A 15,048-nucleotide genomic window follows, 5' to 3' on the forward strand; every position below is an offset into this window, starting at 1 on the left:
GTTCCTCGCTGCGATCCTCACTCACTCCCACCATCAGTCCTGCCAGCCGGAGTGGATGTAGGTCTCGGCGAACCGCTTCATCGCGTCGATCTTCTTGTCCACCGGGGCGTCGAAGCCGAGGCCCTCGTACACCCACGGAATGCCGATGTAGTCGGTGACACCGGCGTCGACCAGGTCGCGGTGGCCGTCGACACCGAATTTGTCGATGCACACGGCCTGGTACTCGAACGGGTCGTCGGCGCGCCCGGCCTCGGCCAGCAGTTTCTTCAGCTGGTTGATCGTCTCGGCCAGCTGGTCGCACGTCATCATCGCGCTGGTCCAGCCGTCACTGACGCGCACCGCACGCTTGAGTGCCGCATCGGTGTGTCCGCCGACGTAGAACGGCACCGGCTTGGACGGTGCGGGGCTCATCTGCAGCCGGTCGAAATCGTAGAACTCGCCGTGGAACTCGACCATGCCGCCGGCGAGCACCAGCTTGATGACGTCGATCATCTCGTCGACGCGCTTGCCCCGCTTTGCGTAGGGCACCCCACACCACTCGAATTCCTCGGGAGCCCAGCCGATCCCGACACCGAAGCCGAACCGGTTGTTGGTCAGGTTCGCCACAGAGCCCACTTGGCGGGCCAGTAGCAGCGGATTGCGCGAACCGAGCTTCATCACGTTGGTGTAGAAACGCACCTTCGACGTCACCGCACCCAATGCGCCCGCCAGGATCAATGGATCGACCCAGGGCGAGTTCTCATCGAACATCCGCTTGCCGTCGGCGGTGTAGGGATAGTCGACGGACTGTTTCTCGAAATAAAAGATCGAGTCGGGCAGCGCGATGTTGTCGAAGCCGAGTTCCTCGGCTGCCTTGGCGATTTCGATGAGCTGGTCGAGCGGGCTGAACGCGATGCTGACCGTGTACTGCATCACGCGGACTTGTCCACCGGTTTATCCGAGCTGACCACCCACATCGAGTAGTACTGCGCGCCGCCGCCGTACGCATGGCCCAGTGCCTTGCGCGCACCCTCGACCTGGTGGTCGCCGCCCTTGCCCATCACCTGGATGGCCGACTCGGCGAACCGGATCATGCCCGACGCCCCAATGGGATTGCTGCTCAGCACTCCGCCGGAGGGGTTGAAGGGGATACGCCCGCCGATCGCCGTCTCGCCGGCCTCGGTGAGCTTCCACCCTTCGCCTTCCTTGGCGAAGCCGAGGCTCTCCAGCCACATGGGCTCATACCAGGAGAACGGCACATACACCTCGGCCACGTCGATCTCGTCGATCGGGCTCGTGATGCCCGCGTCCTTCCACAAGGCGGCGGCCGCATCCCGGCTGGCCTGCGGGTTGACCTGGTCGCGTCCGGCGTATGCCAGGGGCTCGGTGCGCAGGGCGGTCGCGTGTATCCAGGCGACCGGATGTCCGGCGGCCACCCGGGAGTCGGCGGCTTCCTCGTCGCCGATCACCATCGCCGCCGCGCCGTCCGAGGACGGGCACGTCTCGTCGTAGCGGATGGGGTCCCACAACATCGGGGACTCCATCACCTTCTCGACGGTGATATCGGGCTGGTGCAGATGGGCCAGCGGGTTCTTGGCGCCGTTGAGCCTGTCCTTGACCGCCACGATCGCGCCGATGTGCGTGGGCGCGCCGGATCGGCGGATGTAGGCGCGCACGTGCGGGGCGAAGTATCCGCCCGCGCCCGCGCCGACCGGCTTGGTGAAAGGCACCGGAATGCTCAACGCCCACATGGCATTCGATTCGGACTGCTTCTCCCACGCCATGGTCAGAACGCGCTTGTACTTACCCGATTGCACCAGGCTGGCCGCCACGATCGCGGTCGAGCCGCCGACCGAGCCCGCGGTGTGCACGCGGATCAGCGGCTTGCCGGTGGCGCCGACCGCGTCGGCCATGAACAGCTCGGGCATCATCACGCCCTCGAAGAAATCGGGCGCCTTGCCGACGACGACGGCGTCGATGTCGTCGAACGTCGAGCCCGAGTCGGCGAGCGCCCGGTCGATCGCCTCGCGCACGAGGCCGTTCATCGACACGTCCTTACGCTTGGCGACGTACTTCGTCTGTCCGGTGCCCAGAACGGCTGCGAGTTTTTTAGCCATCAGTTCTTGCCCTCCAGGACCGCGACCAGATTCTGTTGCAGCGCAGGGCCGCTGGTGGCGTGCGCCAGCACGCGGCCCGCCGAACGAGAGAAGATGTGCTGTGCGGCGAAACCGATCCGCTCCAGGCCGGCCGAGAACATCGGGTTGGCCGCCAGTGCGCCGCCCGACGGATTGATCTTCGTCGAGGCCGGCAGGCCGATCGCCTCGGCCAGAATCAGCTGCTGATGGCTGAACGGCGCGTAGAGCTCGGCGACCTCGATCGAGCCGGCGTCACCACCGGTAGCGACCGTGGCCGACGCTGCGGTCGACGGCGAAGTGGTCAGATCGCGTGCGCCAAGGATCGGTGTCTCGATGCGGTGCTCGAAACCGGTGATCCAGGCGGGGTTCTCTCGGAGCTCGCGTGCCCTGTCGCCGGCGGCCAGCACGATCGCCGAAGCGCCGTCGGTGATCGGCGCAATGTCGTGGCGCCGCAACGGATCTGCGAAGTAGGGCCGGGCCAGTAGCTCATCGATGCTCTTGGCCGGCTTCTCGGAGTCGGTGCGCCCGGCGGCTGCGAACGAGTCCAACGCCACCTGTGCCATCTGCTCAGCGGTCCACTTGCCCGCGTCGAGGCCCAGGCGGGCCTGCAGGCCTGCCATCGACACCGAGTCGGGCCACAGCGGTGCGACCGTGTACGGGTCGGTCTGCAGCGCGAGCACCCGGCGAAGCGTGCCCGCCGAGGGCTTGCCGAAGCCGTATACCAGTGCGGTGTCGACCTGCCCGGTCAGGATCTTGATGTAGGCCTCGTACAGCGCCCAGGCTGCGTCCATCTCGACGTGCGACTCGTTGATCGGCGGTACCGCGCCGATCGAGTCGATGGCCGAGATGAACGAAAAGGCACGGCCGGCAAGGTAGTCCGAAGAGCCGGAGCACCAGAAGCCGATATCGGTCTGCTTCAGGCCGAGTTCTTCGTAAAGCTGATGGAAACACGGCATCAGCATCTCGACGCCGTTGGTGGTTCCGCTGGTGCGTCGGACATGCGGGGCATGGGCGAAGCCGACGACCGCTACATCGCGAAATGTCATGTGGCGAGTCCCTTTAGAGGTGGTGCTTGTAGGTGTCGTATTCGGCGTCGGGTTCGCCGGTCGGTTTGAAGTACTCGATGTTGTCGATGCCGAGACCCCATTCCTCCTGGGGCTTCCACACCGCCTGCACGCGCATGCCCATTCGCACATCGGCGACGTCGATTTCCTGAATCAGGTGCAGGAACGGGATATCGGCGCCGTCGAGCAGCACGTAGGCCGCGACGTACGGCGGCTTGATGCGCTGGCCCGCGAACGGGATGTTGATGATGGCGAACGTCGTCACGGTGCCCTTGTCGGGCAGCTCGAGGAAGTTGTCCAGCTCCAGGCCGGTGGCCGGATCGGCTTCCTTCGGCGGGAAGTACACCTTGCCGCCGGTGCCGGTGCGAGCACCGAGCAGCTTGCCGTCTTCCAGGCCGCGCAGGAAGGCGCTCTCCGGAAGTGAAGCGGTGTGCTGGATTTCGATGCTGCTGGGCGCCACCTGGATGGTGACCGGCTCCCGATCGTCGGGTTCGTCGGACACCGGTTCGGCTTCATCCCCGAGCGCGAAGTACGCGATATCGGTGATCGCGCCCACGGGTTCGTCGACCCAGTGCGCATGAACCCGCGCACCGGTGCTGATCGCGTCGGAGGAACCCGCGGCGACCGCGTGCAGTAGTGCGGTGTCGGCTCCGTCGAGCTGGATCAGCGCCCACGCGAACGGCTGGTCCAGCGGCTGGCCTTCCAGCGGCTCGGACTGCCAGGTCCACGACAACACCGTCCCGACGCTGTCGACCGGTACCACCTCTGTTAGCGGCGCATAAGTCACGGGGTCATACTCAGCTGGCGGTACGAGCACGCGTCCGTCCGAACCGCGGACGCCGAGGATGCGTCGCCCGCGCAGGGCGGTGAAGAACTGGCCGAGGAGTGGTCCGACTGAACGGGTGTAGTCGAATGACAGCTTCAGCGGTGCCGAAAGGGGCTTCTGATGCGCGTCGATCTGCACCGGGCTGCTTTGGCTGGTGGTCACAGCATCGAGTAGAACAGGTTCTAAGAATCGTGGCAAGGACCGTGTCCCAGACAGAAAGGCGGCACCGATGAAGCTGGGTCTGCAACTCGGATATTGGAGCGCGCAACCTCCGACGAATCATGCGGAGTTGGTGGCTGTGGCTGAAGAGGCCGGCTTTGACACGGTCTTCACCGCCGAGGCGTGGGGGTCGGACGCCTTCACTCCGCTGGCCTGGTGGGGCCGCGAAACCACACGCATGCGGTTGGGTACCTCGGTGGTTCAGCTCTCGGCGCGCACCCCCACGGCGTGCGCGATGGCCTCGCTGACGCTGGACCATCTCTCCGGTGGCCGCCACATCCTCGGGTTGGGGGTGTCCGGGCCGCAGGTGGTCGAGGGCTGGTACGGGCAGAAATTCCCCAAGCCGCTGGCCCGCACCCGCGAGTACATCGACGTCATCCGCCAGGTCTGGGCCCGTCAAGCCCCGGTCACCAGTGCTGGCCCGCACTATCCGCTGCCGCTGTCGGGAGAGGGCACCACCGGTCTGGGTAAGCCGCTCAAGCCGATTGTGCATCCGCTGCGCGCTGACATCCCGATCATGCTGGGCGCCGAAGGGCCCAAGAACGTCGCGCTGGCCGCCGAGATCTGTGATGGCTGGCTGCCGATCTTCTACTCCCCGCGGCTGGCCCCGATGTACAACGAATGGCTCGATGAAGGTTTCGCCCGCCCCGGTGCCCGGCGCAGCCGCGAGGACTTCGAGATCTGTGCCACCGCCCAGGTGGTGGTCACCGAGGACCGCGCGTCGATCATGGAACTGATCAAGCCGCACCTGGCCCTGTACATGGGCGGAATGGGCGCTGAGGACACCAACTTCCACGCCGATGTGTATCGGCGGATGGGCTACTCCGAGGTCGTCGACGAGGTCACCCGACTGTTCCGCAGTGACCGCAAAGACGACGCCGCCAAGGCCGTGCCCGACGAACTCGTCGACGACTCGGCGATCGTCGGTGACATCGACTACGTGCGCAAACAGATCGTCGCCTGGGAAGCCGCCGGCGTCACCATGATGGTCATCGGCGCCCGCAGCCCCGAACAGATCCGCGAAGCCGCGGCACTGTTGTAGACACTTCTTGCGAGTTGTCTAGCCCGGGCTCTAGATTGACCGGATGACGTTCGGCTTAGCGCAGGATGTGGGCGTCGCCGAACGTCATCTCGACGTTGGCGACCGATCCCGACACCATCGCGCGCTTCGGCAGCCCCAGCGAGGCGAGCTCCTTGGCGTAGGGATGGTCGCCCAGGCGCAGGTTGGCACCGCCGGGCCGGAAGCGCACCCCGGAGTTCTTCATCTCCCACGGCACCTCTCGCGTGGTGCCTTCGGAGAAGGTGTAGGTCGTGAGCACCTGGCTGCGCGGTCGCAGCGAGGGCAGCGGCAGGCCCCGGTGGAATTCGATGCCGGCGATCAGCGATCCGCCCTCGCTGACATCGAAGGTGAACGATTTGGCGTCGCGCACGTTGAAGTCGGCCATGATCTTGGGGAAGCCCCAGATGGTGCGGCCGGCCTCCAGAGTGAAGGACTGGTCGACCGGCAGGTGATGGATGAACGCCGCGGCGTCGCCAAGAGCTTTGAGGCCGCTGGCATCCGAGCCCGGGGGATTGACCATCACGCACGTACCGAACTCGTGATACTTGCCCAGATCGCCGTCGATGTAGCGGGCAAGCATCAGATTCACCACCGCACGGCCCGGCCGGAACTGGCAGACCTGCAATCCGCTGTAGTCGACGAGTCGCTGCGCGGCATCGGCCGGAACCGAGAACATCGCCGTGTGAACGTCGGCCTTGCGAATGTGCACCGGCATGGTGAGCACCGTGCCGGCAATGGTGTGCTGCGAAACAGACATGCGGACACTGTAATCCGCTTTGACAGCCTGCGTGGACAGAAGTATGGAGGGAAGTAGATGACAGGCACCCTGGCTCCGGCCAAGCCGAATGTTGATCTGACCGAGGGCAGTTTCTACGCCGACGGTGGTGCGCGCGACGCGTATCGCTGGATGCGCGCCAACGAGCCGGTGTTCCGCGACCGCAACGGTCTGGCGGCCGCGGCGACCTACCAGGCGGTCCTCGACGCCGAACGTGACCCCGAGACGTTCTCCAACACCGGGGGCATCCGGCCCGACAACCCCGGTATGCCGTACATGATCGACATGGACGATCCCGGACACCTCTTGCGCCGCAAGCTCGTCAACGCGGGCTTCACCCGCAAGCGTGTGATGGACAAGCTCGCCGGAATCGACACCTTGTGTGACACGCTGATCGACGCGGTCTGCGAGCGCGGGGAATGCGACTTCGTTCGCGATATCGCCGCGCCGCTGCCGATGGCCGTTATCGGTGACATGCTCGGCGTGGCGCCCGAAGAACGTTCGACGCTGCTGAAGTGGTCCGACGATCTGGTGTGCGGCTTGAACTCGGCTGCCGACGCCGAGACGTTGCAAGCGGTGATGGACGCCTTCGCCGGGTATTCCGCGTACGCAACCGAGACCATCGCCAAGCGCCGGGCCGAACCGACCGATGACCTGTTCTCGATCCTGGTCAATTCCGAGGTCGAAGGCTCACGACTGGATGATCAAGAGATCATCATGGAGACCCTGCTGATCCTCATCGGTGGGGATGAGACCACTCGGCACACGTTGTCGGGCGGCACCGAACAGCTTGTGCGCCACCATGATCAGTGGCAGAGGCTGGTGGCCGACGTGAGCCTGCTGCCCAATGCCATCGAGGAAATGCTGCGCTGGACCTCGCCGGTGAAGAACATGGCCAGAACGGCGATGCGGGACGTCGAATTCCACGGCACCCAGCTGCGTCAGGGCGAGAAGATGCTGCTGATGTTCGAGGCGGCCAACTTCGACGAGTCGGTCTTCGGCGACCCGGAAAACTTCCGCATCGACCGGAACCCCAACAGCCACGTGGCATTCGGCTTCGGAACCCACTTCTGCCTGGGTAATCAGCTGGCCCGGTTGGAGCTCAGCACGATGATTCGCAAGCTCCTCGAGCGGCTACCGGACCTGCGACTGGCCGACGAGACCGCACTGCCCCTGCGGCCGGCCAACTTCGTGAGTGGGTTGGAAGCGATGCCGGTGGTGTTCACTCCGTCGAAGCCGGTGCTGGCGTAAGACGGCAGGTCGTCACCGGTTTTTTGCGAACCCTCGCTCGCGCGAGGGCTGTCGTTGTCGTGCCAGTCACTGGAAACTTCCGCTCAGGAGCAACAGCCGCGGCGGAGTCTGTGGGTTTGGGCTGTCCCACTTTTGGGAATCACGAACGCACCTCGTGCTTCAGCGATGGGGCTGGCCGAGGTGGCATGACACGATACGAACTGGGGCGACATGACTGTCATCGAATCCGATCGGACCCAATGCGTGCGCCGGCTGTTTTTGGCCGCGATGCTCACTCTCACCGCGCTGACGGCGGCGCCGTTCGGGGTCCCATCAGCAGCGGCGGCAGAGGGTTGTCCCGATGTCGAAGTGGTGTTTGCCCGCGGAACGTTCGAGCCGCCAGGCGTGGGGGGAATCGGCCAGGCCTTCGTTGACCAGCTGCGGGGAGAACCTCAGCTGGCCGGAAAATCGGTCGATGTTTACGCGGTGAATTACCCTGCCTCGCTGAACTTCTCGACGGCAGCAGACGGCGTCATCGATGCCAGCGACCGGGTCCGCGACATGGCGGGGAGATGCCCGACCACCAAGATGGTGCTCGGCGGCTACTCACAGGGGGCCGCGGTGGCCGGTTACGTGACCGCCGACAAGATCCCCGACGGCTACGTCCCGCCGAACGGCATCAACGGGCCCATGCCTCCCGAGGTCGCCAACCACGTCGCCGCCGTTGCGTTGTTCGGTAAACCATCGAACGGTTTCTTGAACGCCATCGACCGCAGTGCGCCGCCGATCACCGTGGGCAACCTGTATGCCGGCAAGACCATCGACCAGTGTGTGCCCGAGGACCCGATCTGCTCACCGACGGGGAGCGACAACGGCGCCCACCAGGCCTACGCCGACAACGGAATGACCGCACAGGCCGCTGCTTACGTTGCGCAGAAGCTCACTTCGGCCGCCGCGGTGAACACCGCCAGCAACTAGCGCATCTTGAACTGCGGGGCGCGCTTCTCCTTGAACGCCAGCGGGCCCTCCTTGGCGTCATCGCTGAGGAACACGGGCACGCCGTTGGCGGTGTCGGGCTTGAACGCGTCCAGTTCGTGCAATCCCTCGGCCTCGCGGATGGTCTTCAGGATCGCCTGCACGGCCAGTGGGCCGTTGTTGTTGATGACCTCGGCGATCTCGAGGGCTTTCTCCAACGCCGTGCCATCGGGCACGACGTACCCGATGAGCCCGTAGGACAGCGCTTCCGCAGCAGTGATGTGGCGTCCGGTCAGCAACAGGTCGCACGCAATGGTGTACGGGATCTGCCGCGGCAACCGCACTGCCGAGCCACCCATCGGGTACAGGCTCCACTTGGCCTCGGAGATGCCGAATTTCGCGCTCTCGCCGGCGACCCGGATGTCGGTGCCCTGCAGGATCTCGGTACCGCCCGCGATGGCCGGGCCCTCGACGGCGGCGATGAGCGGCTTGGTCAGCCTGCGCCCCTTCAGCAGCCCCTCGATCTTGGTCGGATCGAACGCGCCACTCTTGAAGGAGTCACCGGGGGGTGCCTTGGTGGCGTTCTTCAGGTCCATGCCCGCGCAGAAGTAGCCCCCCGCGCCCGTCAGGATGCAGGTTCGGATCTCGGGATCCTCGTCCACGCGGTTCCAGGCGTCGACCATGATCGAGAGCATCTCGGTGGAAAGCGCGTTGCGCGCCTCAGGCCGGTTCAGTGTGACGATGAGGGTGTGTCCGCGCTGCTCAATGAGGGCGTCGGCTTCTTTTTTGGGCTCGCTCACGGGTATCCGCCTTCCAGCATCTTTGCCACAGACTTGTGTCGAAATGTAACACGTTCTAGTTTGGGTCCGTGGCCCTGAACATAGCTGATCTAGCCGAACACGCAATCGACGCCGTGCCTGATCGCGTGGCCTTCATTTGTGGTGACGACCGAATCACGTTCGCCGAGCTCGAGGAGAAGGCGAATCGCTTCGCCCACTACCTCATCGACCACGGCGTCAAGAAGGACGACAAGGTCGGGCTGTACTGCCGGAATCGGATCGAGATCGTCATCGCGATGCTCGGCACGATCAAGGCGGGCGCCATCCTGGTGAACGTCAACTTCCGCTACGTCGAGGGCGAACTGCGCTACCTGTTCGAGAACTCCGACATGGTTGCGTTGGTCCACGAGCGTCAGTACGCCGATCGGGTCGCCAACGTGCTGCCGGAGACCCCTGACGTGAAGACGATCCTGGTTGTCGAAGACGGCAGCGACCTGGATTACCAGCGCTATGGCGGCGTGGAGTTCTACGAGGCCATCGCAGAGAGCTCGCCGGAGCGGGACTTCGGGGAGCGCAGCGAGGACGACATCTACCTGCTCTACACCGGCGGGACCACCGGTTTCCCCAAGGGCGTGATGTGGCGTCACGAAGACGTCTACCGGGTTCTGTTCGGTGGCACCGACTTCGCGACGGGTGAGTTCGTCAAGGACGAATACGACCTGTCCCGTGCGGCCGTCACCAACCCGCCGATGGTCCGCTACGCGATCCCGCCGATGATCCACGGCGCGACCCAGTCGGCCACCTGGATGTCCATCTTCTCCGGCCAAACCACCGTTCTGGCACCCGAATTCGACGCCGACGAAGTCTGGCGCACCATCCATGAGCACAAGGTGAACCTGCTGTTCTTCACCGGTGACGCCATGGCACGGCCGTTGCTCGACGCGCTGCAGGCCGCCAACGACAGTGGGAAGGAATACGACCTTTCGTCGCTGTTCCTGCTGGCCAGCACCGCGGCGCTGTTCTCGACGAGCCTCAAGGAGAAGCTGCTCGAACTGCTGCCCAACCGAGTGATCACCGACTCGATCGGTTCGTCGGAAACCGGCTTCGGTGGCACCAGCATCGTGGCCAAGGGGGAGCACCACAACGGTGGTCCGCGGGTGACGATCGACCATCGCACCGTCGTGCTCGACGAGGACGGCAACGAAGTCAAGCCCGGTTCCGGGGTGCGCGGCGTCATCGCCAAGAAGGGCAATATCCCGGTCGGCTACTACAAGGACGAGAAAAAGACCGCCGAGACGTTCAAGACCTATAACGGCGTGCGCTACGCGATCCCCGGCGACTACGCCGAGGTCGAGGCGGACGGCTCCGTCACGATGCTGGGCCGCGGCTCGGTGTCGATCAACAGTGGCGGCGAGAAGATCTACCCCGAAGAGGTCGAGGCTGCGCTCAAGGGCCATCCAGACGTGTTCGACGCCCTCGTCGTCGGCGTGCCGGACCCGCGCTTCGGCAGCCATGTCGCCGCCGTGGTCGCACCCCGCAAGGGTGCCCGCCCGACGCTGGCCGCGCTGGATACGTTCGTGCGCAAGGAGATTGCCGGCTACAAGGTGCCGCGCAGCCTCTGGCTGGTCGACGAGGTGAAGCGCTCGCCGGCCGGCAAGCCGGACTACAAGTGGGCCAAGGATCAGACCGAGTTGCGGCCCGCCGACGAGGTGCACGCCAAGCACGCGGGCGCCACCAGCTGATGCACACAGAACTGTGCGATCGGTTCGGCATCGACTACCCGATCTTCGTTTTCACCCCGTCGGAAAAGGTCGCCGCGGCCGTCAGCCGGGCCGGCGGCATGGGTGTGCTGGGGTGTGTGCGGTTCAACCGGCCCGACGACCTGGAAGCCGTCCTGGGTTGGATGGACGCGAACACCGACGGTAAGCCGTACGGCGTCGACGTCGTGATGCCGGCGAAGGTCCCCACCGAAGGCACCGCCGTCGACATCGACAAGCTCGTGCCGCAGTCGCATCGCGATTTCGTCGCCAAGACGCTCGCCGACCTCGGGGTGCCCCCGCTGGCGCAGGATGCCACCCGCAACGAGGGCACGCTGGGCTGGCTGCATTCGATCGCGCGCTCACACGTCGAGGTCGCGTTGCGACACCCGATCAAGTTGATCGCCAACGCGCTCGGCTCGCCGCCCAAGGACGTCATCGACCAGGTGCACGAAGCCGGTGTGCCGATCGCTGCGCTGGCCGGTTCGGCCAAGCATGCGCAACGACATGTCGACAACGGCGTCGACATCGTCGTCGCCCAGGGCCATGAGGCCGGCGGTCACACCGGCGAGATCGGATCGATGGTGCTGTGGCCGGAGATCGCCGACGCAGTAGCCGCAGTGTCGCCTCAGACCGCGGTGCTCGCGGCCGGCGGGATCGGCACCGGTCGTCAGGTCGCGGCCGCGCTGGCCTTGGGTGCTCAGGGCGTATGGATGGGTTCAGCGTTCCTGACCTCGGCTGAATACGACCTCGGTGTTCGGCTGCCGTCCGGACAGTCGGTGATCCAGGAGGCGATGCTGGCTGCGAGCTCGGCCGACACCGTGCGCCGCCGGATCTACACCGGTAAACCGGCGCGCCTGCTCAAGAGCCGGTGGACCGATGCCTGGGATGCCGAAGGGGCGCCGGATCCGCTGCCGATGCCATTGCAGAACGTGTTGGTCAGCGAGGCGCATCAGCGGATGAGTGAATCCTCGGACCCGACCACCGTCGCCATGCCGGTCGGCCAGATCGTCGGCCGGATGAACGAGATCCGCCCGGTCGCCGACATCATCGCCGAACTGGTCGCCGGCTTCGAGGACGCATCCCGGAAACTGGACACGATCCGCGACAGCTAGCTTGCGACCCAGCCGATCTGGCTATGCTCGGTCGGTGAACGGCGCACAGGCACTGATCACCGCGCTCGTCGACAACGGGGTGCGGGTCTGTTTCGCCAACCCCGGCACATCGGAGATGCACTTCGTCGCCGCGCTGGACACCGTGCCGGAGATGCGCGGCGTGCTCACCCTTTTCGAAGGGGTGGCCACCGGTGCAGCCGACGGCTATGCCCGGATCTCGGGCGACCCGGCCGCGGTCCTGCTGCACTTGGGTCCCGGGCTGGGCAACGGCCTGGCCAACCTGCACAATGCCCGCCGCGCCGTGGTTCCCGTGGTCGTCGTGGTCGGTGACCACGCCACCTATCACAAGAAGTACGACGCACCGCTGGAGTCCGACATCGACTCCGTTGCCGGCACCGTATCCGGCTGGGTACGGCGCAGCCTCTCGGTCGCCGATGTGGCTGCCGATGCCGGCGAGGCCATTGCCACCGCCCGCGCCAAACGGCACATCTCCACGCTGATCCTGCCCGCCGACGTCTCCTGGGACGAGGGCGCGACGCCACTGGAAAGTGCTGTGGTGCATCTGGATCCGCCTGAGGTCGATCTCGGGCAGGCTGAGGCCGCGCTGCAGTCGGGGGAGTCGACGGTGATCATGGTCGGCGGTGACGCCACCGGTGCGGCCGGTCTGTCCGCGGCGGTCAGGCTCGCGCAGGCGTGTGGTGCGCGCGTGCTGTGTGAGACCTTCCCGACCCGGCTGGAACGCGGGGCGGGCCTGCCCGCGGTGGAGCGGCTGGCCTATTTCGCGGAGGCGGCCGTCGCGCAGCTCGCCGGTGCACGGCACCTGGTGTTGGCGGGCGCGCCCCATCCGGTGTCGTTCTTCGCCTACCCCGGCAAGGCGAGCGACCTGGTGCCCGAGGGCTGTGCCGTGCACACGCTGGCAGGCCCGGTCGGTGCCGCCGCGGCAATCGAGGTGCTGGCAGACCGGATCGCACCGTCCGAGATCGCCGCCACCGCGGAGCCGGCGCGGCCTGCGCTGCCGCACGGGCCGCTCACCGCGGCGACCTCAGCCGACGTGATCGGGGCGCTGCTGCCGGAGCGGGCCATTGTCGTGGACGAGTCGAACACGTCGGGAGTCCTTCTGCCACAAGCGACGGCGGGCGCCCCGGCACACGATTGGCTCACGCTCACCGGAGGGGCGATCGGCTTCGCACTGCCGGTGTCCGTCGGTGCCGCGATCGCCGCACCGGACCGTCCGGTGCTGTGCCTGGAGTCCGACGGCTCGGCGATGTACACCATTTCGGCGCTGTGGACCCAAGCCCGCGAACGGCTCGACATCACCACCGTCGTCTATGCCAACCGCGCCTACGACATCCTGCGGATCGAACTGCAGCGGGTCGGTGCCGAGGCCGCGGGGTCCAGGCCAGGCCCAAAGGCCGAGTCGCTACTCGATTTGACCAGTCCCACACTGGATTTCGTCCGGATCGCCAAGGGTATGGGCGTACCCGCGCGCCGGGTCGGCACCGCCGAAGAACTTGCCGACGCCCTGCAATGGGCGTTCGATGAAACCGGACCGCATCTGATCGAGGCGGTCATGCCGTCGATGGTGGGTTAACGCGATTCAGCGCGCGATCTCAAACACTTGGTCGGTGCAGTCCAGCGCCTCGGCAGACAGCTGGCGCTTGATGATCTTGAACGTCTCGGTGCTCGGCAGTCCGGTACTCACCCGCACGAACGCCGGCCACTGCTTGGGGCCGAGATCGTCTTGGGCGGTGAGGAATTCGCGGAAGGCGGCCGGGTCGAACTCCGCGCCTTCCGGGAGCACCAGTGCGGCCATCACCCGATCCCCGACCGCAGGGTCGGGGATGGGGTAGACCACGGCCTCGGTGACGTCGGGGTAGCGCATCAACACCCGCTCGATTGGCGCGGTGCCAAGGTTCTCGCCATCGACCCGCATCCAGTCGCCCAGCCGGCCGGCGAAGTGCACGAACCCGTCGCCGTCCCGGTAGGCCAGATCGCCGCTGTGGTAGATCCCGCCGGTCATGCGCTCGGATTCGGCGTCGGGTGCGTTGTAGTAGCCGCGGAAGTTGCCGGGACCGGTGAGGTTCACCAGCTCGCCGATCACTCCGGGCGGGCACGGCTCTCCGGTGTCGACGTCGACGATCTCGAGGCCCTCGGGCAGCGGGCCGAGCGCACCCTCGGGGGTGTCCGGGGTGCGGGCGATGTTCACCCCGCCCTCGGTGGAGCCGAACCCGTCGACGACTGTCACGCCGAAACGCTCGGCGAAGCGGTCGATATCGCGCGGCGCGGCCTCGTTGCCGTAGACGATGCGCAACGGGTTGTCGGCGTCGTCCGGCCGCGCCGGAGTGGCCAGGATGTAGGACATCGGCTTACCGACGTAGTTGGCGTAGGTGGCATTGAACCGGCGCGCGTCAGGGATGAACTGTGAAGCGGAGAATTTGCGGCGCAACGCAATCGATGCTCCGGCAGCGACAGCCGGCGCCCAGCCGGCCATCACCGCGTTCGAGTGGAACAGCGGCATCGACAGGTAGCACGTGTCGGTCGGTCCCAGCCCGAATCGCTCGGCCAGCATCACTCCGGGAAACGCCACCTTCTCATGCGTGCACCGCACCGCCTTCGGGTCACCGCTGGTGCCCGAGGTGAAGATCAGCATGAAGAGGTCGTCGAAGGCGCTGGGCGCGAACGTGATCGGCGACCCACGGAACTGCCCGAGCTCGTGCGCCCATCCGGCTGTCCCCACGTCGATGACGGCCATGCCCTCGGGGGCGAACCCGGCGCCGTAGGCCTGCGGGCCCACGTCGTCGCCATCGGCGAGGACTAGCTGGCAGTCAGCCCGCTGGATGTCGCGCGCGAGCGCTTCACCGCGGCGGGTGGGATTCAGCCCCACCGGAACCACCCCGGACAGTGCGGCTGCCACCAGCAGCGACGAGAAGAACGGGGTGTTGCCCAGCAGCACGCCGACATGGGGCGGCTTGGCCGGATCGAGCCGGGCCTTCAAAGCGGACGCCAGGTCGGCGGCGTCCTGAATATGTTGGCGCCACGTCGAATACGAGCCGTCGTCGCCGTGGATTCCGCGATCGTCGACGTCAGCCAGCCGCACCAGCAGATCGGTGACGGTCGGCTGGTCGCTCACGGGT

At 66.2% G+C, this 15,048-nt stretch carries 13 protein-coding genes; 6 read left to right on the forward strand and 7 right to left on the reverse strand.

Annotated elements, in window-relative coordinates:
- Positions 1–33: 33 nt before the first annotated feature.
- Genes CG716_RS04090 through CG716_RS04105 form a run of 4 tightly spaced genes read right to left on the reverse strand, consistent with a single transcriptional unit; the run spans position 34 to position 4,166 of the window.
- Complete coding sequence (locus tag CG716_RS04090; protein WP_094476745.1) at positions 34–912, reverse strand: TIGR03619 family F420-dependent LLM class oxidoreductase; 879 nt, start codon at positions 910–912, stop codon at positions 34–36.
- Positions 912–2,096: a thiolase family protein gene (locus tag CG716_RS04095; protein ID WP_094476747.1), complete on the reverse strand. Its 1,185-nt coding sequence runs from the start codon at positions 2,094–2,096 to the stop codon at positions 912–914. The genes CG716_RS04090 and CG716_RS04095 overlap by 1 nt, the downstream gene beginning before the upstream one ends.
- Complete coding sequence (locus tag CG716_RS04100) at positions 2,096–3,160, reverse strand: thiolase family protein (RefSeq protein WP_094476749.1); 1,065 nt, start codon at positions 3,158–3,160, stop codon at positions 2,096–2,098. The genes CG716_RS04095 and CG716_RS04100 overlap by 1 nt, the downstream gene beginning before the upstream one ends.
- A 13-nt stretch (positions 3,161–3,173) precedes the next feature.
- Complete coding sequence (locus tag CG716_RS04105) at positions 3,174–4,166, reverse strand: Zn-ribbon domain-containing OB-fold protein (protein ID WP_207760566.1); 993 nt, start codon at positions 4,164–4,166, stop codon at positions 3,174–3,176.
- A 67-nt stretch (positions 4,167–4,233) separates the two neighbouring features.
- Between CG716_RS04105 and CG716_RS04110 the strand changes: the two genes are divergently transcribed.
- Positions 4,234–5,265 (forward strand): LLM class F420-dependent oxidoreductase, encoded by a 1,032-nt coding sequence (locus tag CG716_RS04110; RefSeq protein ID WP_094476751.1) that lies wholly within the window; start codon positions 4,234–4,236, stop codon positions 5,263–5,265.
- A 55-nt stretch (positions 5,266–5,320) separates the two neighbouring features.
- Here the strand turns inward: CG716_RS04110 and CG716_RS04115 are convergent, their stop codons facing one another.
- A complete protein-coding gene (locus CG716_RS04115; protein ID WP_207760567.1) occupies positions 5,321–6,040 on the reverse strand; it encodes an acetoacetate decarboxylase family protein in 720 nt (239 codons plus the stop codon).
- Positions 6,041–6,097: 57 nt separating this feature from the next.
- Between CG716_RS04115 and CG716_RS04120 the strand changes: the two genes are divergently transcribed.
- Together CG716_RS04120 and CG716_RS04125 are read left to right on the forward strand one after the other, a co-directional pair.
- Positions 6,098–7,309 (forward strand): cytochrome P450, encoded by a 1,212-nt coding sequence (locus CG716_RS04120; protein WP_094476753.1) that lies wholly within the window; start codon positions 6,098–6,100, stop codon positions 7,307–7,309.
- Between the two features lie 210 nt (positions 7,310–7,519).
- Positions 7,520–8,266, forward strand: a complete 747-nt coding sequence (locus CG716_RS04125; RefSeq protein WP_094476755.1) for a cutinase family protein — start codon at positions 7,520–7,522, stop codon at positions 8,264–8,266.
- On the opposite strand, the gene CG716_RS04130 is transcribed toward CG716_RS04125, so the two are convergent.
- Positions 8,263–9,063, reverse strand: coding sequence for a crotonase/enoyl-CoA hydratase family protein (locus CG716_RS04130; RefSeq protein WP_094476757.1), 801 nt, complete (start codon positions 9,061–9,063; stop codon positions 8,263–8,265). The two genes, CG716_RS04125 and CG716_RS04130, sit on opposite strands and share 4 nt — an antisense overlap.
- Before the next feature lie 68 nt (positions 9,064–9,131).
- On the opposite strand from CG716_RS04130, the gene CG716_RS04135 reads away from it, so the two are divergent.
- The 3 genes from CG716_RS04135 to CG716_RS04145 are packed head-to-tail and all read left to right on the forward strand — an operon-like array spanning position 9,132 to position 13,505.
- Positions 9,132–10,784 (forward strand): medium/long-chain-fatty-acid--CoA/3-oxocholest-4-en-26-oate--CoA ligase, encoded by a 1,653-nt coding sequence (locus CG716_RS04135; RefSeq protein ID WP_094476759.1) that lies wholly within the window; start codon positions 9,132–9,134, stop codon positions 10,782–10,784.
- Positions 10,784–11,914 carry an NAD(P)H-dependent flavin oxidoreductase gene (locus CG716_RS04140; protein ID WP_094476761.1) on the forward strand — a complete coding sequence of 377 codons (1,131 nt, stop codon included), beginning with the start codon at positions 10,784–10,786 and terminating at the stop codon, positions 11,912–11,914. Before CG716_RS04135 ends, CG716_RS04140 begins: the two co-directional genes overlap by 1 nt.
- Before the next feature lie 34 nt (positions 11,915–11,948).
- Positions 11,949–13,505, forward strand: coding sequence for an acetolactate synthase large subunit (locus CG716_RS04145; protein ID WP_094476763.1), 1,557 nt, complete (start codon positions 11,949–11,951; stop codon positions 13,503–13,505).
- Positions 13,506–13,511: 6 nt separating this feature from the next.
- On the opposite strand, the gene fadD17 is transcribed toward CG716_RS04145, so the two are convergent.
- Positions 13,512–15,044 carry a long-chain-fatty-acid--CoA ligase FadD17 gene (gene fadD17 / locus CG716_RS04150; RefSeq protein ID WP_094476765.1) on the reverse strand — a complete coding sequence of 511 codons (1,533 nt, stop codon included), beginning with the start codon at positions 15,042–15,044 and terminating at the stop codon, positions 13,512–13,514.
- Positions 15,045–15,048: the final 4 nt, after the last annotated feature.

It is taken from the genome of Mycolicibacterium sphagni (genome assembly GCF_002250655.1).
Taxonomy (GTDB): Bacteria; Actinomycetota; Actinomycetes; order Mycobacteriales; family Mycobacteriaceae; genus Mycobacterium; species Mycobacterium sphagni.